The following is a 21,860-nucleotide window of genomic DNA, read 5'->3' on the forward strand; positions in this document are numbered from 1 at the left end:
GCGGGCGGGTTTTCAACCGGTTTTCCCCCGCGCCGTGTCCATTGCGCCACGGCCCGCGGGGGACCGCCCGGCAGGGCGCGGGACGCGGCGTGTGACGATGGGTGTATGCGTGCGTACGGGACGAGCGGGCGGCTGCCGCGCAGGACGGCCGCCGCGGCGGTGGGGCTGCTTCTGCTGGCGGGCTGCGGCGGTTCAGGCGGCGGTGACGGTGACAGCGGCGGTACGAGCGGTACGGGCAAGGGCGCGGCCACCGGCGGCGCGAGCGCGTCGCCCAGCACCCCGCCCGGCGACATCCCCGGCGTCGGCGCCCGGTTGAACGGGAAGGTGCCCGCGGACTCCCGCCAGGCCGTCGCCGTCTACGGCAAGGGCCCCGACTCCGCCGACGCCACCGTCGTCCTCTACGAGAAGCGCGGCGGGAACTGGCAGCGCCGGGAGAGCTGGCCCGCGCACAACGGCAAGAAGGGCTGGACCCCCGACCACCGCGAGGGCGACAAGCGCAGCCCCGTGGGGGTGTTCACGCTCTCCGACGCAGGCGGCGTCCTCGCCGACCCGGGCGCGAAGCTCCCGTACCTCCAGAGCCCGGCCTTCGCCGCGCCCCACTACTGGCCCGAGACGCACTGGAACGACTTCGACCTCGTCATCGCCATCGACTACAACCGCGTGCGGGGCACCTCGCCGCTCGACCCGACCCGCCCGCAGGGCCAGGGGAAGGGCGGCTCGATCTGGTTCCACATGGACCACGGCAGCGGCACGTCGGGCTGCGTCAGCATCTCCAAGTCCGGGATGACGGAGCTGCTGCGCACCCTGGACCCGCGGAAGGACCCGGTCGCCGTGATGGGCGACCGGGCCTCCCTGTCGGGCTAGCGGCGCCGCACCCCGGTCCAGCCGGGGCCGCGCGCCGTCAGCGGGCGCTCACGCCCCGTCGGGCTTCTCCGAGTCGACGCCGGAGCGCTTGTCCTTCCACCCGCCGCGGGTGAAGTCCGGGATCTGCTGCGGCTTGCCGCCCGCCTTGATCGACTGGTGGCTGAGCGGCACCGGCGCGGTCCAGGTCACGGCGTCGTAGACGTCGAAGTCCGGGACCAGGCCGAGGCGCATGCACTGCATCAGCCGGAAGATCATGATGTAGTCCATGCCGCCGTGGCCGCCGGGCGGGTTGGAGTGCTCCTTCCACAGCCAGTGGTCGTACTCCGCGAAGTCCCCAAAGCTGTGCCACCGGTCGTCGGTGTGCATCGGCTCCAGGTAGATGCGCGGCTCGTAGTCCTCGAAGACGCCCTTCGTGCCGCCGAGGGAGTTGATCCGGCTGTACGGGTGCGGGGTGGAGACGTCGTGCTCCAGCCGGATGACGCGGCCCTTGGCGGTCTGCAGCACGCTGAAGGTGCGGTCGCTGCCGATGTACGTCTCCTTCCAGCTCGGGTCGCCGGCGGGCATGTGCTCCTCGCGGTACTCCGCGAGGCCCAGGGCCGGGGTGCCGAAGCTGGAGATCTGCGTGACGCGCTCGCCGCGGTTGACGTCCATGTAGTTGGCCGTCGGGCCGAAGCCGTGGTTGGGGTAGAGGTCGCCGCGCAGCCGGGTGTGCCACAGCCGGCGCCACGGGCCCTCGTAGTAGTCCGGGTCGAACATCAGCCCGCGCAGGTCGTGGTTGTACGCGCCGGCGGCGTGCAGCAGCTCGCCGAAGAGCCCGGCGTGCGCCATGCGCAGCACCCGCATCTCGTTCTTGCCGTACGCGCAGTTCTCCAACTGCATGCAGTGCCTGCGGGTGCGCTCGGACAGGTCGACGAGGTCCCACAGCTCCTTCACGGTCATCGCGATGGGGCACTCGACACCGACGTGCTTGCCGTTCGTCATGGCCGTCCTGGCCATCTCGAAGTGCCAGTCCCAGGGGGTGGCGACGTAGACGAAGTCGATGTCGCTGCGGGCGCAGAGCTGCTCGAAGTCGTGGTCGCCCTTGGTGTACGTGGCGGGCGCCGGCTGGCCGGCGGCGACGACCTTCTTCGCGGCCCGCTCCACCTTGTCCACGACCGGGTCGCACAGCGCGGTCACCTGGACGCCCGGCTGGGCCAGGAACAGGTCGATCATGCCGCCGCCGCGGTTGCCGAGGCCCACGATCCCGACCCGTACGGTGGTGTGGGTCTCGAAGGGCACGCCGATCATCGTCCTGCCGCGCCGCGGCGGCACGGCAGGTGCGGCGCCTTCACCGGCTGCCCCCGCCTCTGCCGCCTGGGCCTGGGAGGCGCCGAATGCCCCCAGGCCGAGCCCTGCACCGGCGATGCCCGCCGAGCGCAGAACCGAACGGCGGGAGTAGCCGTCGTCGGCATCGCCGGGTCTCGGGGTGGCGTTCTCCTCGCGCATGCGTCCTCCGGAAGGTGTGCGGAAGGTTCGCCGCCACCCTCGCCGGACCCGGGCGCGCCGACAAGAGGTCTGCACCACTGAGGAGTTGGACTTACCGCCGGGGCCGGATGGACTTATCCGCGGCGCCCCCGGACCGCCGCGGGGCGGGTGGCGCGCTCCAGCTCCAGCAGCACGGAGCGGTACGAGCGGCCGGTGGCCCGGTCCATGCCGATCTCGCACATCCGGTTCGCCGACAGGTGCGCGTCGTAGTCGCGGGCGGTGACCTCCGCGGCCTCGCGCGCGGTCGCGGACGCGGTCAGCTCCTTGTGCAGCAGGCCGCGGTCGCCGGCGAAGGCGCAGCAGGCCGCGTCGTCCGGCACGACGACCTCCTCCGCGACCGCCTCGGCCAGCGCGGTGAGCCGGCCGGTGTTGCCCAGGTGGCGCATCGAGCAGGTCGGGTGGACCACGGCGGCGGACGTCTTGCGCTCGACCGTCAGGCGGGGCAGCAGCTCGTCTGCGGCCCAGTTGAGCGAGTCCACGACGGTGAGCTGCGCGTGCAGCTTGCGGCTCGACTCCGTCAGATACGGCACCACCTCGTGCGCGAGGCCCAGGGTGCAGGACGAGGCGTCGACGACGACCGGCAGCCGGGCGCCGTCGGTCCACCGCCAGGCGGCCTCGACGATGCGGTTGGCCATCAGCCGGGTGCCGTCGTCGTAGCCCTTGGAGTGCCAGATGGTGGAGCAGCAGGTGCCGGCGACGTCGTCCGGGATCCACACGGGCCGCCCGGCGCGGGCGGAGACGGCGACGACGGCCTCCGCGAGGTTCGGTCCGCGGGCGTCGTCCGGGCCGCCGAAGATGCGGTTGACGCACGCGGGGAAGTAGACGGCGGCGGCGCCCTCGCGGACGGTGCCGGGCAGCCGGCGCGCGGCGGGAGCGGGGATCTCCGGCAGCCACTCGGGTACGAGGTCTGGGCGCACCGCGCGGCGCGCGAGCCGGGTCGCGGCGCCCGGCACCCGGTCGCCGAGCCGGTGCGCGACGGCGACGGCCAGCCGGGCGGCTCGTTCGACCTGGCGGAAGCGGCGGGCGGTGCCGGCGGCGGCGCGCTCCTCGCGGGCGGAGTGCCGGGCGTGCCGGAAGTCCTTCATCATCTGCCCGGTGTCGATGCCCACGGGGCAGTCCAGGCTGCACGTGGAGTCGCCGGCGCAGGTGTCGACGGCGTCGTACCCGTACGCCTGGAGAAGGCTGCCGGTGACCGGTGCGTCCGGCGGCTGGCGCAGCATCTCCCGGCGCAGCACGATGCGTTGCCGCGGGGTGGTGGTCAGGTCGCCGCTGGGGCAGGTGGGTTCGCAGAAGCCGCACTCGATGCAGGGGTCGGCGATGTCCTCGATCCGCGGGATGGTCTTCAGCCCGCGCAGGTGCGCCTGCGGGTCGCGGTCGAGCAGCACCCGCGGGGCGAGGATGCCGCTCGGGTCGATCAGCTCCTTGATCCGCCACATCAGCCCGGTGGCCCGCTCGCCCCACTCCAGCGCGAGGAACGGGGCGATGTTGCGGCCGGTGGCGTGCTCGGCCTTCAGCGAGCCGTCGAAGCGCTCGACGGTCAGCCGACAGAAGTCGTCCATGAAGGCCGCGTACCGCTCGACGTCGGCGGGCTCGGCGGCGTCGAAGGCGAGCAGGAAGTGCAGGTTGCCGTGGGCGGCGTGGCCGGCGACGGCGGCGTCGAAGCCGTGCCGCGCCTGGAGTTCGAGCAGCGCCTCACAGGCTTCCGCGAGCCGGCCGGGCGGGACGGCGAAGTCCTCGGTGATGAGGGTCGTACCGGCCGGGCGGGAGCCGCCCACGGCGGTGACGAACGCCTTGCGCGCCTTCCAGTAGCCGCCGATACGGCCCGGGTCGCGGGTGAACGCGTTGCCCTCGGCGGCGACGGACCCGACTGGCGCCACGAGGTCGAGCCCCGCCAGCACCCCGGCCGCCGCCTCCTCGTACGCCTCCCGCGCCGCCTCGTCCGGCGCCCGGAACTCCACCAGCAGCGCCGCCGTGTCCTTCGGCAGCTCCGCCCAGTCGGCGGGCACCCCGGCGACGCTCACGGAGGCGCGCAGTGTGTTGCCGTCCATCACCTCCACGGCCCGCGCCCCGGCGGCGTTGAACGCCGGCACCGCGGCCGCGGCGGCCTGGAGGGCGGGGAAGAACAGCAGCGCGGTGGAGGTGTGCCGGTCCAGGGGCAGGGTGTCGAAGACGGTGTCGGCGATGAAGCCGAGCGTGCCCTCGGAGCCGACCATCAGCCCGCGCAGGATCTGCACCGGGGTGGCGCCGTCGAGGAAGGCGTCGAGCCGGTAGCCGTTGGTGTTCTTGATCTCGTACTTGGCGCGGATCCGGGCCGTCAGCTCCGCGTCCGCCTCGATCTCCGCCTTGAGCGCGAGCAGCCCGCGGCACAGCTCCGGCTCGGCGGCGGCCAGCCGCTCGTCGGCGTCGGGCGCGGCGGTGTCCACGACGGTGCCGGAGGGCAGCACGAAGGTCAGCGAGGCGAGCGTGCGGTACGAGTTGCGCGTGGTGCCGGCCGTCATGCCCGAGGCGTTGTTGGCGACGACGCCGCCGAGGGTGCAGGCGATGGCGCTGGCCGGGTCGGGGCCGAGGACGCGGCCGTGCCGGGCGAGGGTGGCGTTGGCCCGTACGACGGTGGTGCCGGGGCCGACGCGGGCGCGCGCCGCGGCGTCGTCGAGCACCTCGACGCCCGCCCAGTGGCGGCGTACGTCGACGAGGATGTCCTCGCCCTGCGCCTGGCCGTTCAGCGACGTGCCGGCCGCCCGGAAGACCAGCTTCCGTCCGCGCTCGCGGGCGAACCGGAAGAGCGCCGAGACGTCCGCGACCGTCTCGGCGACGGCCACCGCCTGCGGCACGAACCGGTACGGGCTGGCGTCCGAGGCGTACCGCACCAGGTCCGAGGCGCCCGTCAGCACCTTCTCCGCGCCCAGCAGCGCCGTCAGCTCCCCGCGCAGCGGCTCCGGCGTGCCCGCGGCGAGGTCGTCGGCGACCCGGTCGGGCGCGGGCGCCGCCGCACCGCGGCCGGGGCGCAGGGCCGAGGGCTTGGGCTGGAGCAGCGGCATGGAACGGACTCCTCAGCAGGCGTGGCCGTGCGTGTCGACCAGGGGGGCGATGAGCCCCAGCAGTTTTTCACGCTGCTGTTCGGACAGCGGCTCCAGCACGTCCGCGGCCGCCGCGAGGCGGGCCCGGTGCAGCTCGGCGAGCGCCGTGCGCCCGGCCGCGGTGGTCTCGATCCGGATCACCCGCCGGTTGGCCGGGTCGGGTACGCGCCGGACCAGGCCGCCCGCCTCCAGCGCGTCGACGTGCGTGGTGACCGCGCGGGGCACGACGCCGAGGTGCTCGGCGAGGTCGGCCATCCGCGGCGGCTCCTCGTGGCGCTCCAGGGTGCGCAGCAGCCGGGACTGGGCGGGCGTGATGCCCAGCGGCTTGAAGTGGTGCTTCTGCGCGTAGTGGATCCGGCGGGTGAGCAGCAGGAGCTGCTCCGCCAACTGGCCGGTCACGTCTGCGGGGGGCGGGGACGACTGGGACACGCTCCGAGGGTAGCAGGAGCATATTCATTGTGTATATAGGTAACAATGAGCTAGCCTCCCATAAGGTCGTCACACTCTTCTAGGAGGCCCATGCCGCACGATCCTCTCGACGGGTGGTCACCCGCACCCTCAGAGCCGGAGCAGCCCGCCCAGGTGCGCCGGATCCTCGCGCTCTTCCGCCCGTACCGCGGCCGCCTCGCCGTGGTCGGGCTGCTGGTGGCCGCGTCCTCGCTGGTCTCGGTAGCCTCGCCGTTCCTGCTCCGCGAGGTCGTCGACACCGCCCTGCCCGAGGGCCGCACCGGGCTGCTCAGCCTGCTCGCGCTCGGCATGGTCGGCGTCGCCGTGCTCGGCGGCGTCTTCGGCGTGCTCCAGACCCTCATCTCCACCACCGTCGGCCAGCGCGTCATGCACGACCTGCGCACCGCCGTCTACGCCCAGTTGCAGCGCATGCCGCTGGCGTTCTTCACCCGCACCCGCACCGGCGAGGTGCAGTCCCGCATCGCCAACGACATCGGCGGCATGCAGGCCACCGTCACCACCACCGCCACCTCGCTGGTCTCCAACCTCACCAGCGTCATCGCCACCGTCGTCGCGATGCTCGCGCTCGACTGGCGGCTGACCGTCGTCTCGCTGCTCCTGCTGCCGCTCTTCGTCTGGATCGCCCGCCGCGTCGGCCGCGAGCGCAAGAAGATCACCTCGCAGCGGCAGAAGCAGATGGCCGCCATGGCCGCGGGCGTGACCGAGTCGCTGTCGGTCAGCGGCATCATGCTCGGCCGCACCATGGGCCGCTCCGACAGCCTCACCCGCGACTTCGCCGACGAGTCGGAGAGCCTGGTGGACGTGGAGGTACGGGCCAACATGGCGGGCCGCTGGCGGATGGCCACCATCGGCGTCGTCATGGCCGCCATGCCGGCCGTCATCTACTGGACCGCGGGCCTGGCCTCCGGCACCGGCGGGCAGGCCGTGTCCATCGGCACCGTCGTCGCCTTCGTCTCGCTCCAGCAGGGCCTCTTCCGGCCCACCGTCAGCCTGCTCTCCACCGGCGTGCAGATGCAGACCTCGCTCGCCCTCTTCCAGCGCATCTTCGAGTACCTCGACCTGCCCGTCGACATCGCCGAGCCCGAGCACCCGGTGCGGGTGGCGAAGCCCCGCGGCGAGGTGCGCTTCGAGAACGTCGACTTCGCGTACGAGGCGGGTCAGCCGACGCTGCGCGACGTCGACCTCACCGTGCCGGCCGGCACCAGCCTGGCGATCGTCGGCCCCACCGGCGCCGGCAAGTCCACCCTGGGCTACCTGGTGCCGCGGCTGTACGACGTCACCGGTGGCCGGGTCACCCTCGACGGCACCGACGTGCGCGACCTCGACTTCGACTCGCTCGCCCGCGCGGTCGGCGTCGTCGCCCAGGAGACGTACCTCTTCCACGCCTCCGTCGGCGACAACCTGCGCTTCGCCCGCCCGGACGCCACCGACGCCGAGATCGAGGCCGCCGCCCGCGCCGCGCAGATCCACGACCACATCGCCGCCCTGCCCGACGGCTACGACACCCTCGTCGGCGAGCGCGGCTACCGCTTCTCCGGCGGCGAGAAACAGCGCCTGGCCCTCGCCCGCACCATCCTGCGCGACCCGCCGGTGCTCATCCTCGACGAGGCCACCAGCGCCCTGGACACCCGCACCGAGCGCGCGGTGCAGGAGGCGGTCGACGCGCTGGCCGCGGGCCGCACGACGATCACCATCGCGCACCGGCTCTCCACGATCCGCGACGCCGACCAGATCGCGGTCCTGCACGACGGCCGGATCGCCGAACTCGGCACGCACGAGAAGCTGATGGCCGCCGGCGGCCGGTACGCGGCGCTGGTCCGCCGCGACCTTGACGCCGACGCGAGCGCGGTGGCCGGGGGCGAGCCGGTGGCGGAGGGCGCGTCGGTCACCGTCTGAGCCGCCGTACGGGGCGGGCGGGCCCGGCGCCGGCCCCGTGCCCGTACTACGGTGGCGCCATGGGTGTGCTCACGGCCGTGCACGGCGACATCACCGAGCAGCGGGTCGACGCGGTGGTCAACGCCGCCAACTCCTCGCTGCTGGGCGGCGGGGGCGTCGACGGCGCCATCCACCGCAGGGGCGGCAAGAGCATCGTCGAGGAGTGCCGCGAACTGCGCGCCTCCGCCTACCCGGACGGCCTGCCCGCGGGCCGCGCGGTGGCCACCACCGCCGGGCTGCTGCCGGTCCGCTGGGTGATCCACACCGTCGGTCCGGTGTGGACACGCGCCGAGGACCGCTCGGCGCAACTGGCCTCCTGCTACCGCGAGTCGCTGGCCGTCGCCCGCGAACTGGGCGCCCGCACGGTCGCGTTCCCCGCCGTGTCCACCGGCGCGTACGGCTGGCCGCTGGACGACGCGGCGAGGATCGCGGTGGCCGCGGTTCAGGAGGCCGTCGACAAGAGGGCCTTCGACGAGGTGCGCTTCGTCCTCTTCGACATCCGGGCCCACGAGGCGTTCGCCCGGCACCTCGGCTGACGCGGCCGCGGCGGGGCCCGCCGGGCCCTGGAGCGCCGGCACTGCGATGCTGGCACCGTGCACAAGCCCGAGCCCGTCACCCCCGACGCCCCGCACGCCGTACGGTTCCCGCTGCTCACCCAGCAGTGGCTGGACCTGACGTTCGTCCACTGGGCCTTCGAGCCGGACGCCGTGGCGCGGCTGCTGCCCCGCGGGACCGTGCCGGACACCCACGACGGGGTCGCGTACGTCGGGCTCATCGCCTTCCGGATGCACCGCGTCGGGTGGCTGCGGCTGCCCGCGGTGCCGTACCTCGGGTCCTTCCCGGAGACCAACGTGCGCCTCTACTCGGTCGACGGCCGCGGGCGGCGCGGTGTCGTGTTCCGCTCGCTGGACGCAGCCCGGCTGGTCCCCGTGGTGCTGGGCCGGCTCGGCTTCGGGCTCCCGTACGTGTGGTCGCGGATGGCCGTCCGCCGGGCCGGTGACACCGTCGTCTACACCAGTTCCCGCCGCCGGCCGGGCCCGCGCGGCGCGTACAGCCGCCTGACCGTGCGTCCGGGCGCACGGGTCGGCGAGCCGAGCGCGCTTGAGCACTTCCTCACCGCGCGCTGGGGGCTGCACACCACCTTCTTCGGCGGTACGGCCTACCTGCCCAACGAACATCCCCGCTGGCCGCTGCACCGCGCGGAGCTGGTCCGGTGCGAGGAGAACCTGGTCGCGGCGGCGGGCCTGCCCGCGCCCGCCGGCGACCCGGTCAGCGTCCTGTACTCGCCGGGCGTCCCGGTGCGCCTCGGCCGCCCGCGGCGCGCCTCGTCGACGGCCGGTCCGTAACGGCCCGGTCAGGCGCCGCCGATGATGGCGTCGATCCGGGACTTCACCGACGTCACGTCCCCGTAGATCGCGGGGGAGACGGCGCAGGTGCCCGCCGTGCCGCGGCTCGTGGCGCCGACGAGCCGCCAGTCGCCGGGCCCGCCGACGACCGCCGGGCCGCCGGAGTCGCCGTAGCACGCGCCCCGGCCGCCGCCGCCGTTCACGCACAGCTCGTACGCGCCCTGGATGCCCGCGCAGGAGGAGTCGGCGAGGACCGTGGTGTCGAGCTGCCGCAGCCCCACCGGCGGGGCACCGCAGCCGCGGGTCGGGCAGGTCTGGCCCCAGCCGATCAGCCGGGTCGCCGAACCGGCGGGCGCGGAGGCGGCGATGGGGACGGGCGTCTGGGCCGAGGGGGTGTCGAGCCGCAGCAGGGTCATGTCGGCGGCGAGCTGGCGCCGTTCGACGACGCGGCGGACCTCGCCGCCCGCGGTGCGGTCGGTGGTGCCGATCCGCACCTGGTACGGGGTGCCGCAGTGCGCGGCGGTGACGACCCAGCTCGGGTCGACCAGGCTGCCGCCGCAGGTGTGGCTGCCCGACGCACTCTGCAGCGAGGCCATGAAGGAGTACGTCTCGGAAGCGGGCTGGCCGCCGACGATCCGCGTCGTAGGCGGGGGCGTGGGCTCCGGGCTGCCGGCGGCCGCGGCCGCGCCCGACATCGACAGAATGGCCACGACGGCGGTCGTTAACCCGCCGAGCCGCATGATGGTGCGCATTCGTCCGTTCATTCGCGGTTTCCTCCCATGGGGACTTCGGCGCGTGTACGTCGAAGGGGAATCGCCAGAGCGTAAACACGAGTTCAGCGCGAGGTAAACAGGGCGCCGGGCGGAAAGGGAATTCGCCTGCCCGGAAATAACCGCGCTGAGCTGGGAGTTCGCCATCCGGAAATCAGGGTTCCGGGGTCCGGGTGCAGAAATCGCTTACATAACGCGGCGATATGGCCATGGAACAATGCAAGGCGAGGGGCGCGACGGGAATTACTCCGGCCGGCCGTGCGGTTCCGGGTCGGGAAGCCAGCCGCGGCGCTGTGCCAGGATTCCCGCCTGGAAGCGGGTGCGGGCGCCCAGTTCGTCCAGCAGCTCCGCCACCCGCCGCGTGACCGTCCGCGGACTCACGCCCAACTGCCGGGCGATCGCCTCGTCCTTGATCCCCGCCGCCAGCAGCGTCAGCAGCCCCAGGTCCGAGCACGAGGGACGGTCCTGCGCGGGCCGCGGCAGCAGCGGCGCGGCCTGCTGCCACAGCAGCTCGAAGAGGCTCACCAGCGCGTCCAGCAGCGCGCACGGGCGGATCACCAGCGCGCTGTCCACCTGGTCGTCGAGCGCGATCGGCAGCAGCGCCACCGCCCGGTCCGCGAGGGCCAGCTTCATCGGCACCTGCGGATGGACCCGCGACTGCTCGCCGTTGGCCGCCGCCCGCTGCGCCGCGGCCAGCGCGCCGGGGTACTCCAGCGACTCCGGGGCGTAGATGCCGCGTACCACCACCTGCTCGTGCAGCCGCGCCGTCACCCCCTCCTCCGAGGGCGTCACGTCCGCCGCGTACGGCGGCCGGTCGAAGACCAGCAACTCCCGCTCGCAGCCGCGGACGAGCTGGCCGAAGCGCTCCGCGATGGCCTGCCGGCCGGTGAGGATCTCCAGCAGTTCGTCCGGCTGCCGGCCCGCGCTCAGCGTCGCCGCCAGCGTCCGCGCGTTGCGCTGCAGTTCGCCCAGCTCCCGGCGGCGCCGCGCGACGAGCAGGTCGACGGCGGTGTCCGGGCGGGTGGCCAGCAGCCGCACCGGGCGCCCGGGCAGCCGGCTGACCAGGCCCACCTCCTCCAACTCCGTGACGCTGCGCCGGGTGGCGCGCTCGGAGCGCCGCAGCTCCCCGGCGAGCTGGGCGACGGTGCGGCCGGGCGCCGCGAGCAGCGCGCGGTAGACGGACTCGGCGTACGGCGGTATCCCCAGGGTCTCAAGCATCCGGCCATGGTGGCTACTTGTAGACGTGGCGACAAGACGCCACGAAGATTCGTTCCGCCGTGCAGGTCCGCCAGGGTAAGACCGGGATCATGTCCTCCAGACGGCTCCCTCAGCACGTCCGCGCCGCCGTGACAGCCCTCCTGCTCGGCGGGCTGACGCTCCCGGCCCTGTCGGCCACGCCGGCCGCGGCCGGCCCCCTGCCCCTCGCCGCGCCGCCCGCCGGCGGCGCCTCCGCTTCCGCCTCTGCCACGGTCACCCTCGTCACCGGAGACGAGGTCACCGTCGACGCTCCCGCCGCGGACGGTCCCCCCGCCGTCTCCGTCACCCCGCGGTCCGGCTCCGGCACCCGCTCCTTCACCACCCTGCGAGACGGGGACGACGTCTACGTCGTCCCGGACGACGCCGCCGGGCTCGTCCCCGAGGTGCTCGACCTCGAACTCTTCAACGTCACCGCCCTCGTCGAGATGGGCTACGACGACGCCTCCACCGGCGCGCTCCCGCTGATCGTGCAGGGCCCCCGCCCGCTGGCCGCGGCCGGCGAGGCGGCCCGCGAGGACGCCCTGCCGCTGCCCGCCCTCGACGCCGTCGCCGTCGAACTGCCCAAGAAGAGCGCCGGCACCTTCGCCGCGACTCTGGCCCGCCCGGCCGGTCCGGCCGCGGCCGGGGTGCGCCGGGTGTGGCTGGACCGCAGCCTGGAGGCCGCGGAACTCGACGGCAACCTGAGCCAGATCGGCGCCCCCGAGGTGTGGGACGCCGGGCTGAGCGGCGAGGGCGTGGACGTCGCCGTGCTCGACTCCGGCGTCGACGCCGACCACCCCGACCTGCGCGGCCGGGTCGCCGGCGCCGCCGACTTCACCGGCGAGGGCACCACCGAGGACACCAACGGCCACGGCACCCACGTCGCCTCCCTCGTGGCGGGCAGCGGCGCCGCGTCCGGCGGTGCCCGCAAGGGCGTCGCGTACGGCGCCCGGCTGCTGTCCGGCCGGGTCCTGAACGGCGAGGGCGAGGGCCGGGCGTCCTGGGTCATCGCCGGCATGCAGTGGGCCACCGAGCAGGGTGCCGACGTGGTCAACCTCAGCCTGGGCGGCACCGCGCCCGAGTACCCCGAGAACGACCCCGTCGCCCGCGCGCTCGACGCGCTGGCCGCCGACACCGGCACCCTCTTCGTCGTCGCGGCGGGCAACTCCGGCCCGTACTCCGGCACCATCGGTACCCCGGGCGTCGCGGAGAGCGCGCTGACCGTGGGGGCCGCGGACGCGGACGGCGGTACGCCCCGGTTCACCAGCATCGGCCCGACGACCGGCGCGTTCCTCTCCAAGCCCGACCTGACCGCCCCGGGCGTCGCCGTCACCGGTGCCCGCGCGGGCGGCGGCACGGCCGATCCGTACACGGAGATGAGCGGCACCTCGCAGGCCACCCCGCACGTCGCCGGCGCCGCCGCGCTGCTGCTGCAGAAGCACCCCGGCTGGGACTGGCGGCGGCTGAAGACCGCCCTCATGACCACCGCGGACGGCGACGCCGCGGCACCCCGGCCGCACGCGGCCGGGGCCGGTGTCCTCGACCTGCCGGGCGCGGCGAACGAGACGCTGCAACTCGACCGCGGCAACGTCGACTTCGGCTACCTGCGCTACCCCGAGGGGGAGCGCCCCGCGTCGATCGAGCTGACCCTGACCAACAACGGCACCGAGCCCCGCGCCCTCTCCCTCACCGACCTCGCCACCGAGCGCGCCGGCGCCCCGCTCGCCGACGGCGCCGTGACCGTGACGCCCGCCGCCGTGACCGTCGCACCCGGCGCCAGCGAGCGGGTGACGGTCACGCTGACGCCCGAGGGCGTCGCGCCCGGCGTCTACTCCGGCGCCGTCGTCCTCACCGAGAGCGGGCACGACACCGTCACCCTGCCGCTCAGCTTCTACCTCGAAGCGCCCCGTCACGACGTGGACCTGACCGTCCTGGACCGGAACGGCCGCCCCTGGGCCGGCGGCAGCCTGTGGCTGCTCAACATGCAGGAGACGTACCCCGAGACCGGCGGCGGCTTCCGCACCGTCCACCTGGACGAGAACGGCCGCGCCACCGCCCGCATGCTGCCCGGCCCGCTGACGATGATGGCCAAGGTCGAAACCCCCGCGGCGGACGGCGAGCCCGCCAGCGTCGCCTTCGCGGGCTCGCCCGAGGTGCAGGTCGACGCCGACATGGCGTACACCATCGACGCCCGCAACGCGCTGCCGCTGCGCCCCGCGACCGTCGAGGGCGCCGACACCGAGGTGGGGCACGTCTCCATCCACTACGCGCGCCACGACGCGGCCGGCACCGGCGGCCTGGACGAGGGGATCTTCGCCACCGGCGAGGAGATCGAGCAGGGCCGGGTCTTCCTCCAGCCGACCGCGCCGGTGCGGCACGGCAGCGTGGTGTTCGAGACCCGCTGGCGGCTGGAGGCGGACGGCAAGCCGCGCGGACAGCAGGCCGACGTGTACGAGCTGGTGCTCGGCCGCGGCGCGGTGATCCCCGATCCGCCGCGGTACCGCGTCACGCGCGCGGAGGTGCGCAAGCTGGCGCGTATCGAGGCGGACTACCGCTCGCTGCTGGGCCGGGACGACACGTACACCGAGTCCCGCGAGCCGCGCACCGACGGCATCGCGAGTGCCCTCCGCTTCGAGCACCCGGTCACGGTGCCGCAGCGCCGCGTCGAGATGGTGACCGCATCGCCGGACGTCGCGTGGCGCCACTGCGTCGTCGGCCCCGCGGTGGCGCGCGCCAACCTGTGCACGCCCACCTCGGCGTACGAGCCGGGGGAGCGCCCCGATCCGGTCTGGTTCGGCGCCCCGGCCCCGGCGGTCATCGCCGGGCTGCACGACGGCGACGAACTCGTCCTGCCGGTGTCCCTGAGCGACGGCGAACACCAGGGGTCGGTGTGGAACACGCCGACCGCCGGGAACGAGAGCCTGCGGCTCTTCCACGACGGCAAAGAGATCCCGGCCCGCCCCGGCACCGCCTACTTCCCCGTCACGTCCGAGCCCGCCACGTACCGGCTGGAGCACACCTCGCGCCCCGACCGCGACGCGCTGCCCATCGGCAGCGAGACACGCACGAGCTGGACCTTCCCGGCCCGCGGTCCCGCGGATCCGCTGGTGGGGCAGGAGCGGGTGCGGCTGCTGGGCGTCGACTACGCGCCCCGCACCGACCGGGACGGTGCCGTCCCCGCGCACCGGCCGCTCACCGTCGGCCTGCGGCTGACGTCCACCGCGGGCCCGGAGGACGCGATCAGGACCGAGCGCGGCAGCGTGCGGTTCTGGGCCTCCACCGACGGCGGCGAGCGCTGGCACGAGGCGCTGGTGGTCCCCGGGCGGGACGGTGAACTGACCGCGCTGGTGCCGCAGGTACGGCCGCGGCCGGGCCAGGAGGTGTCCGTGCGGGTGCGCGGTACGGCCGCCGAGGGCCGGGCGATCGAGCAGACGATCATCGACGCCTACCGCGCCGGCTGATTCCGCCGCGCCGGCCCCGGCGGACCGCCGGGGCCGGCGCGCGCACGCCGGCCGCCGATCGCCTGAGCCCCCGGTTCACCACCCGCAAAACTGAGCGAACGGTCGTGCTATCTTCTCTCCATGAAGCCTGTCGTCACCGCGTTCATAGGCAAGGTCCTCAACGCCACCGCCGCCGTCTCCCCGGGCCTCGCGGGCCGCGGCGCCCTCGTCCTCTACCGCCACCCGCGCTCCGACCGCGCCTTCGGCGACGCCGAACACCGGCTGCTCTCGGGCGCGTTCACCGGCAGCCTCACCGTGGCCGGCAAGAACGTGGTCACGTACTGCTGGGGCGACGGCGAGCGGCCCGTGCTGCTCGTGCACGGCTGGCGCTCCCGGGCCGCGCACTTCGCGCCGTACATCGCCGCGCTGCGCGCCGCCGGCTACACGCCCGTCGCGTTCGACGCCCCCGCCCACGGCGCCTCGGAAGGGCGCCGCACCACCGTGCTGGAGTACCGCGAGATCATCGCGCGGCTGTACGAGGAACACGGCAGGTTCGAGGCCGTCGTCGCGCACTCCCTCGGCGGCTCCGCCGCCTTCCTCGCGCTGCGCGGCGCCGCCGCGGCGGACCGGCTCGTGGTGATCTCCGGCGTGGCCGACTTCGACCACGTCGTCGACGTGTTCTGCGCCGGTCTCGGCCTCGGGCCAAGGGTGAAGACCGCGCTGCGGCGGCGGATCGAGACCGACATGTTCCCCGGCGAGCACGACCTGTGGCGGCGCTTCGACGTCACGTACCGGCCGGCCGAGATCACCCTCCCGATCCTGCTCGTCCACGACGAGAGGGACCGCATGGTCGCGGCCGCGCAGGCGGACAAGACCGCGGCGGCCTACGGCGGCCAGGTCAGGCAGCACCGCACCAGCGGCCTCGGGCACCGGCGGATCCTCGCGGACCCCGGCGTGGTGCGCACGGCGCTGGAGTTCGTCTCAGCAGGGGAGCGCGTCCGGGACTGAGCCCGGCTCCGCGGCCACCTCGCGCAGCCGCGCCACGACGGCGGAGGCGGCCAGGTCGTACGCGTCCTGCGCGCCGTGCAGCAGCGACAGCAGGTTGGCGTGCTCCAGCAGCGCGATCAGCTCGAACGCGAGCCGGCCGGGGGCGGTGTCCGGCCGCAGCTCGCCGGCGGCGCGGGCCTCCTCGACCGTCCGCTCCACGTACGCCGCCCAGTCGCGGTGCGCCGCCGCCACCGCGTCGTGCACGGCGCCGCTGCGGGAGGCGAACTCGGCCGCCGCGCCGTAGAAGAAGCAGCCGCCGGGGAAGACGCGCTCGCGCGAGTAGCGCAGCCAGTGGGAGCAGAGCGACAGCAGCCTGCCCACACCCGGCGGCTGGTCCTGTACCGGCGCCACCACGGTCTTCGCGAACACCGCGCCCGCGGCCCGCACCGTCGCGAGCTGCAGCTCCTCCTTGGAGCCGAAGAGCGCGAAGACGCCGCTCTTGCTCAGCCCCAGCTCGCTCGCGATCCGGCCCAGCGACAGGCCCTCCAGGCCCTCCACCGAGGCGATGTCCATCGTCCGCCGCAGCACGAGCCGCCGCGTCTGATTGCCGCGCTCGACCCGCCCGTCCACCCGCGTACCGGCCACTCGCCCTCCTTTGCCTACCGGCCAGTCTACTGACCAGCGCCGTCCCCGCCCCCGGCGGAAAGGGCGGGGTCCGTTGCCGGCCGCGGGCGGCACACTGGTCGGTATGGGTGAGACGCGAACCGCGATCGAGAGGCTGACGGGGCTGTGGTTCTCCAGCGGCGACGAGGACGGGCCGGTACCCACGCGCACGACCGGGCAGGGCGCGACGGGGCCCCGCGCGAGCCGGGGCCACGCGGCCCGCGGGGTCCGCGGCTGATCCTGGCCGGTGCCGTGGTGTCCGGGCTGCTGCTGGTCAGCGGGGTGTGGGCGGTGCTGGGGGACTCGCAGCGGAGCTTAGGGGTGCCGGTGCCGGGTGCGGACCTGGTGCACTTCGAGTCGGGTCACGGGTACGAGCCGGTGCGTACGGTGCTGCGCTCACGCGCGGACGTCGCCGACTTCGCCAGGCGGTACCCGGCGGCGGCGAAGGACGCCGGGGCCCCTGGCGGGCAGGCCCGGCGGGACTTCGGGACCGAGGCGCTGGTCGCCTTCGCGTGGAGCACCGGGTGCACCCGCGCCGGCTCCGCCGACCTGCGCAGCTCCAAGGAGAAGGGGCTGTCCGCGGAGCCGGCCGACACCACGGCGTACCGGAAGTGCGCGGAGCCCTTCGACGCGCTCGCCGTCTTCGCGGTGCCGCGGGAGTGGGCGCCCCACGGCGTCGAGCTGGCGGGCGAGCCGCCGGACCCGCCGGGACCCACCGGAGCGCCGGAGGAGCCGTGACGGGGTGTGACGGGGCGTCAGAAGAACTCGTCCAGCAGGGTGTAGAACTCCGTACGCGCCGGGTCGACGCGCACGTCCCCCTCGCCGGCCGCCCGGTACGTGTCCAGGAACAGCCCGGCGGCCGCCGGGCCGTGCTGCGGATTGAGGTCCTCGTCGGTGAAGCTGCGGGCCGCCAGGGCGAGGTCCAGGTGCCGGTCGGCGACGCCCAGGCGGCCCAGGTCGATGACGCCGGAGACCTCCAGCGTCGCCGGGTCGACCAGCACGTTCGGCGCGCACAAGTCGCCGTGGCAGACCACGAGGTCCTCGACGGCGGGGCGGGTGCGCTCCACCTCGGCGAAGAGATCGGCTGCGCTCAGGCCCTGCCGGTCGTCGTCGAAGTCCTCCTCGTCCACCAGCCCGGCGGCGACCGCCGCCTCCGCCAGCGGCACCGTCACCGACAGGTCGCGTACGAACGGGCAGTCGGCGACGGGCAGTTCGTGCAGCCGCCGGGTGAACCGGGCCAGCGCCCCGACGGCCCCGGCCCGCAGCTCCGCCGGCCACGGCTCGGCGAGCGACCGGCCTGGCCGCGCCCGCGTCACCAGCCACGTGGTCCCGTCCGCCGCCCCGAAGTCGACCACCTCGGGCGCGGGCAGCCCCTGGGCGTGCAGCCACCGGGTGCACGCCGCCTCGTGCCGCAGATCGGCCCCGGGCTCGGGGTGCCCGCCCCCGGCAGCCGCGGTCTTCACGAACAGCTCGCCGGGCCCGCTGAGCCGCCACACGCCCGCGCCCGACATGCCGTCGGTCACCGGCTGCCAGTCGTACGCCGCGAAGCGGGCCCGCAGCTCGGCCGTCACCGTTCCTCTTCGAAGACGCAGAACTCGTTGCCCTCGGGGTCGGTCATGACAGACCAGTCGATCTCGTCGTCACGCCGGCGGACGAGCGTCGCGCCCAGCGCCTCCATCTCCTCCGGCACACCCCAGACGTCGAGGTGCATCCGGTTCTTGACCGTCTTCGCCTCCGGGACGGGGTTGATCCAGATCAGCGGGCCCTGCCCGGCCGGGTCGTGGATGGGCACCGGCCACTCGGCGGGCCACTCCTCGCCGGTGTCCTGCCTGCGGGTGTAGCCCAGGGCGGTGCACCACCAGTCGGCGAGCGCCTGGTGGTCCCGGGCGTCGAGCGCGAGATCCTTGAAGCGTGCGGGCATACGGGCGATCTTAACCCGGGCCCGGCGGGCCGCCGGGGCCCGCCGCGGTGCGGGACCCCGGGACCCGGGCGCACGTCAGCGGTAGAGCAGGTAGCGCCGGCGGCGGCGGGTGAAGTCGGCCAGTTCGTCCTTCCAGGCGGCGACGACCTCGGCCACGTCCCGGCCCTCGTCGATCATCGTGCGCATCCGCGGCGAGCCCGACAGCTTGTCGATCCAGAAGGGCCGCTGCGGGTCCCAACTGTCCTGCCGCCAGGCGAACTCCGGGTAGCGAGCGGCCTCGACGACCATCGCCACCGCGGCCGTCACCGGCTCGTAGCGGCGCCGGTCGGAGACGTGCACCTGCACGCCCGCGCAGGTCGCGCCCACGTGCTTGCCGAACGTCGGCACGAAGTACGCCTCGCGGAACTCCACCCCCGGCAGCCCGCGGGCGTTGAGCCGGTCGCTGTAGTGGTAGTCCAGGTAGGGCGCGCCGATCCACTCGAACGGGCGCGTGGTGCCGCGGCCCTCGGAGAGGTTGGTGCCCTCGAAGAAGCAGGTGCCCGCGTACGCCAGCGCCGTGTCGGCGGTCGGCATGTTCGGGGAGGGCGGCACCCAGGGCAGGTCGCCGTCCTGCGCGTACGACTCGGGGTCCCAGCCCCGTACCCGTACGACCTCCAGCTCCACCGGACCGCCCGCGCCCTCGTCGGGCAGGAGTTCGCCGTTGAAGTAGCGGGCCAGCTCGCCGACGGTCATGCCGTGCTGCTGGACGATCGGCTTGAGTCCCACGCCCGAGGTGAAGCCCGGGGTCATCATCGCGCCGTCGGCGCGGCGGCCGATCGGGTTGGGGCGGTCGAGGACGACGAAGGCGGCGCCGGTCTCGCGGGCGGCGACCATCGCGTTGTACATGGTCCAGATGTAGGTGTAGAAGCGGGTGCCGACGTCCTGGATGTCGAAGACGATGGTGTCCGCGCCCGCCTTGGCGAACAGCTCGGCCATCTTCGCGGCGTTCGCGCCGTACGCGTCGTAGACCGTCAGCCCGGTGCGCGGGTCGATGGTCTCCGGCTCGGCCTCCCCGGCCTGCGCGCTGCCGCGGAAGCCGTGTTCCGGACCGAAGACGCCGGCGATGTCGAGGGTGCCGGAGGCGTGCATGGAGTCGACGACGTGGCGGGTGTCGCGCAGGATGCCGGTCGGGTTGCTGACAATGCCCAGCCGGCGGCCGCGCAGCACGGACCAGTCCTGTGCGGCGGCGGCGTCGGCGCCGGTCTGCAGCGCGGCGGGGCGCCCGCCCGCGCGGGCGCGCGCGGCGGCCGGTGCGGCGCCGGCGAGCAGGGGGACGGCCGCGCCTGCGGCGGTGCCCGTCAGGAGCGTACGGCGGGACGGTGCGGAAGGTCTCGGCATGGCGCAGAAGCTAACCGACCGCGGGGGAGGGGAACAGGGTCCCGGCCCGTTGCCAGTGGTGTACAACTCTGGTGGCGGGAGGCGACTGCGGGGGTGTCAGCCCGTAGTGAGCACGACCTCCAGCGTCCGCGGCCCGTGCACGCCCTCCACCCGGTCCAGCTCGATGTCGCTGGTCGCCGAGGGGCCCGAGATCCACGTCTGCGGCCTGGCCGGGTCCAGCCGCTCCATGGCCTGCGGCAGCGAGTCCACCACCTGCTCCGGGACCCGCACCACGCACACGTGGTGGTCCGGGATCAGCGTGATCCGCCGCCGGCCCTGCCCGGCACCGGCGTCCAGCACGATCGTGCCGGTCTCCGCGACGGCCAGCGCGCAGCCCGTCAGCACGCTGTCGACCGCGTCCAGGTCCCGGGCGGTGCTCGCGGCCAGGTCGGGGACGCGGGTGGCGTCGACCGCCGCGGTCCAGGCGGGCGGCAGCCCGTCCGGTACGAGCAGGGTGCGGGTGCCGCGCTCGGCGAACAGCCGCGCCAGCAGCGCCGGCAGCCCGTCGGCGTCCGTACGGTGCACGAGCGCGCGGTACTCGGCGAGGTTCTCCGCGAGCAGGTCCGCGGACTCGGCCGGGGAGCGGTCGCCGTGCACGCGCAGGTAGTCGCGCGGCACCTCGGGCTCCGGCGTGCCCGCGGTGTCGCGGGTCGCGGCCCGGACCCGCGCGAGGATCGTCTCCCTGCTGCTCACCGCGTACCCCTCACGCTCTGCGTCCCACGACCGGCCCGTACGGTACGGCCCTTCACGATCCCGCTCCGCGGGTGCGCTGCCACCACGCGCGGAACGACTCCTTCGGCACCGGCGGCAGGTCCCGCGTCGCCGACCACGCCTTGCCGGGACCCGGCAGCCGGCGCGGGTGCAGCCGCCTGGTGCCGGTCGTGGCGCGCAGGGCCGCGCCGTAGACGCGCGGGTGGTCCAGCGTCCAGCGCGCCGCGCGCATCGCCGCCCGCTCCGCGGCGTGTCCCTTCGCCGGCTTGATCACGGCCTTCGTCCCGCGCACCGTGTACGCGCCGCCCTCGGCGACCCGCGTGCGCAGGTGCACGAGCACCTCGGGGATGTCGATGGCGACCGGGCACACCTCGTAGCACGCGCCGCACAGCGTCGAGGCGTACGGCAGCGAGGCGTCCAGCGCGCTTGCCGTGCCGCGGAGCTGGGGGGTGAGGATCGCCCCGATCGGGCCCGGGTAGGCGGAGCCGTACGCGTGCCCGCCGGCCCGCTCGTAGACCGGGCAGACGTTGAGACACGCCGAACATCTGATGCACCGCAGCGCCTGGCGTCCCACCTGGTCGGCCAGCGTGTCGGTGCGTCCGTTGTCCAGCAGCACGAGGTGGAACCCGCGCGGTCCGTCTCCCTCCGCGGGGCCGGTCCAGGTGCTCGTGTACGGGTTCATCCGCTCGGCGGTCGAGGAGCGCGGCAGCAGTTGGAGGAAGACCTCCAGGTCCCGCCAGCTCGGCACGATCTTCTCGATGCCGACGACGGAGATCAGCGTCTCCGGCAGCGTCAGGCACATCCTGCCGTTGCCCTCGGACTCCAGCACCACCATCGTGCCGGTCTCGGCCACCATGAAGTTCGCGCCGGAGACGGCGACCTTGGCGTCGAGGAACTTCTCCCGCAGGTGCAGCCGCGCCGCCTCGGCCAGCTCCGCGGGCCGGTCGCCGAGCCCGGCGGGCGCGGGGCGGCCCCAGTCGGCCATGCGGTCGCGGAAGATGTCGCGGATCTCGCCGCGGTTCTTGTGGATGGCGGGGACCAGGATGTGCGACGGCAGATCCTCGCCGAGCTGCACGATCAGCTCCGCGAGGTCCGTCTCGTACGCGCGGATGCCGGCCTCCGCCAGCGCCTCGGTCAGCCCGATCTCCTGCGTGGCCATCGACTTGACCTTCACGACCTCGTCGGCGCCGGTCTCCCGGACCAGCCGGGTGACGATCGCGTTGGCCTCCGCGGCGTCCACGGCCCAGTGCACGTGCCCGCCCGCGGCGGTTACCGCCGCCTCCAACTGCTCCAGATAGCGGTCCAGGTGGCGCAGCGTGTCGTCCTTGATGGCGGCGCCCGCGGCGCGCAGCAGGTCCCAGTCGGCGAGTTCGGCGACGGCCGCCGCGCGCTTGCCGCGGATGGTGCGCGTCGCGTGGGTGAGGTTGGCGCGCAGGGTGGCGTCGGCGGTGGCCGCGGCGGCGGACTGCGGGAAGGCCGCCGGGCGGGTACGGGGCATGCCC

The 21,860-nt window shown here is 74.5% G+C and carries 19 protein-coding genes; 8 read left to right on the top strand and 11 right to left on the bottom strand.

The annotated features are described in order from the left end of the window. Positions 1-105: 105 nt before the first annotated feature. Entirely contained in the window at positions 106-864 is a 759-nt protein-coding gene (locus CXR04_RS32095; RefSeq protein WP_101425712.1) for a L,D-transpeptidase family protein, read from the top strand. 48 nt (positions 865-912) lie between these two features. Here the strand turns inward: CXR04_RS32095 and CXR04_RS32100 are convergent, their stop codons facing one another. The 3 genes from CXR04_RS32100 to CXR04_RS32110 all read right to left on the bottom strand — a co-directional run bounded on the left by CXR04_RS32100 (position 913) and on the right by CXR04_RS32110 (position 5,894). Further along, positions 913-2,349, bottom strand: coding sequence for a Gfo/Idh/MocA family protein (locus CXR04_RS32100; protein ID WP_101425713.1), 1,437 nt, complete (start codon positions 2,347-2,349; stop codon positions 913-915). Between the two features lie 113 nt (positions 2,350-2,462). After that, positions 2,463-5,426, bottom strand: coding sequence for an FAD-binding and (Fe-S)-binding domain-containing protein (locus CXR04_RS32105; protein WP_101425714.1), 2,964 nt, complete (start codon positions 5,424-5,426; stop codon positions 2,463-2,465). A gap of 12 nt (positions 5,427-5,438) precedes the next feature. Then, a complete protein-coding gene (locus CXR04_RS32110; protein ID WP_101425715.1) occupies positions 5,439-5,894 on the bottom strand; it encodes a MarR family winged helix-turn-helix transcriptional regulator in 456 nt (151 codons plus the stop codon). Between the two features lie 90 nt (positions 5,895-5,984). On the opposite strand from CXR04_RS32110, the gene CXR04_RS32115 reads away from it, so the two are divergent. From CXR04_RS32115 to CXR04_RS32125, 3 genes are read left to right on the top strand one after another with little or no spacing between them, the layout of a single operon-like run. Beyond that, positions 5,985-7,829, top strand: coding sequence for an ABC transporter ATP-binding protein (locus CXR04_RS32115; RefSeq protein WP_159072411.1), 1,845 nt, complete (start codon positions 5,985-5,987; stop codon positions 7,827-7,829). 59 nt (positions 7,830-7,888) lie between these two features. Next, a complete protein-coding gene (locus CXR04_RS32120; RefSeq protein ID WP_101425717.1) occupies positions 7,889-8,404 on the top strand; it encodes an O-acetyl-ADP-ribose deacetylase in 516 nt (171 codons plus the stop codon). Positions 8,405-8,461: 57 nt separating this feature from the next. Beyond that, a complete protein-coding gene (locus CXR04_RS32125) occupies positions 8,462-9,214 on the top strand; it encodes a YqjF family protein (RefSeq protein ID WP_101425718.1) in 753 nt (250 codons plus the stop codon). A gap of 8 nt (positions 9,215-9,222) precedes the next feature. Here the strand turns inward: CXR04_RS32125 and CXR04_RS32130 are convergent, their stop codons facing one another. Further along, positions 9,223-9,978, bottom strand: a complete 756-nt coding sequence (locus tag CXR04_RS32130; RefSeq protein WP_234380594.1) for a S1 family peptidase — start codon at positions 9,976-9,978, stop codon at positions 9,223-9,225. A gap of 249 nt (positions 9,979-10,227) precedes the next feature. Then, a complete protein-coding gene (locus CXR04_RS32135; RefSeq protein WP_101425719.1) occupies positions 10,228-11,202 on the bottom strand; it encodes a helix-turn-helix domain-containing protein in 975 nt (324 codons plus the stop codon). An 89-nt stretch (positions 11,203-11,291) separates the two neighbouring features. Here CXR04_RS32135 and CXR04_RS36560 point away from each other — a divergent pair, with 89 nt between their 5' ends. Together CXR04_RS36560 and CXR04_RS32145 are read left to right on the top strand one after the other, a co-directional pair. Continuing rightward, entirely contained in the window at positions 11,292-14,681 is a 3,390-nt protein-coding gene (locus CXR04_RS36560) for a S8 family peptidase (RefSeq protein WP_101426711.1), read from the top strand. Between the two features lie 120 nt (positions 14,682-14,801). Next, positions 14,802-15,668, top strand: coding sequence for an alpha/beta hydrolase (locus CXR04_RS32145; RefSeq protein ID WP_101425720.1), 867 nt, complete (start codon positions 14,802-14,804; stop codon positions 15,666-15,668). On the opposite strand, the gene CXR04_RS32150 is transcribed toward CXR04_RS32145, so the two are convergent. Continuing rightward, complete coding sequence (locus CXR04_RS32150) at positions 15,642-16,292, bottom strand: TetR/AcrR family transcriptional regulator (RefSeq protein WP_101425721.1); 651 nt, start codon at positions 16,290-16,292, stop codon at positions 15,642-15,644. The two genes, CXR04_RS32145 and CXR04_RS32150, sit on opposite strands and share 27 nt — an antisense overlap. 103 nt (positions 16,293-16,395) lie before the next feature. Here CXR04_RS32150 and CXR04_RS36255 point away from each other — a divergent pair, with 103 nt between their 5' ends. Further along, the gene (locus tag CXR04_RS36255; RefSeq protein WP_234380595.1) at positions 16,396-16,548 is read left to right on the top strand and encodes a hypothetical protein; all 153 of its coding nucleotides are present in this window, start codon (positions 16,396-16,398) and stop codon (positions 16,546-16,548) included. 17 nt (positions 16,549-16,565) lie between these two features. After that, positions 16,566-17,048 carry a hypothetical protein gene (locus tag CXR04_RS32155; protein ID WP_234380596.1) on the top strand — a complete coding sequence of 161 codons (483 nt, stop codon included), beginning with the start codon at positions 16,566-16,568 and terminating at the stop codon, positions 17,046-17,048. A 17-nt stretch (positions 17,049-17,065) separates the two neighbouring features. On the opposite strand, the gene CXR04_RS32160 is transcribed toward CXR04_RS32155, so the two are convergent. The 5 genes from CXR04_RS32160 to CXR04_RS32180 all read right to left on the bottom strand — a co-directional run bounded on the left by CXR04_RS32160 (position 17,066) and on the right by CXR04_RS32180 (position 21,856). Further along, positions 17,066-17,881, bottom strand: coding sequence for an APH(3') family aminoglycoside O-phosphotransferase (locus tag CXR04_RS32160; RefSeq protein ID WP_101425723.1), 816 nt, complete (start codon positions 17,879-17,881; stop codon positions 17,066-17,068). Beyond that, complete coding sequence (locus CXR04_RS32165) at positions 17,878-18,231, bottom strand: VOC family protein (RefSeq protein WP_101425724.1); 354 nt, start codon at positions 18,229-18,231, stop codon at positions 17,878-17,880. Before CXR04_RS32165 ends, CXR04_RS32160 begins: the two co-directional genes overlap by 4 nt. Positions 18,232-18,306: 75 nt before the next feature. Next, complete coding sequence (locus CXR04_RS32170; protein WP_101425725.1) at positions 18,307-19,608, bottom strand: exo-beta-N-acetylmuramidase NamZ family protein; 1,302 nt, start codon at positions 19,606-19,608, stop codon at positions 18,307-18,309. Between the two features lie 96 nt (positions 19,609-19,704). Further along, complete coding sequence (locus CXR04_RS32175) at positions 19,705-20,340, bottom strand: LutC/YkgG family protein (RefSeq protein WP_101425726.1); 636 nt, start codon at positions 20,338-20,340, stop codon at positions 19,705-19,707. A 52-nt stretch (positions 20,341-20,392) separates the two neighbouring features. Continuing rightward, positions 20,393-21,856: a lactate utilization protein B gene (locus CXR04_RS32180; RefSeq protein WP_101426712.1), complete on the bottom strand. Its 1,464-nt coding sequence runs from the start codon at positions 21,854-21,856 to the stop codon at positions 20,393-20,395. Positions 21,857-21,860: the final 4 nt, after the last annotated feature.

The organism is Streptomyces sp. CMB-StM0423, assembly GCF_002847285.1.
In the GTDB taxonomy this organism is placed as follows: domain Bacteria; phylum Actinomycetota; class Actinomycetes; order Streptomycetales; family Streptomycetaceae; genus Streptomyces.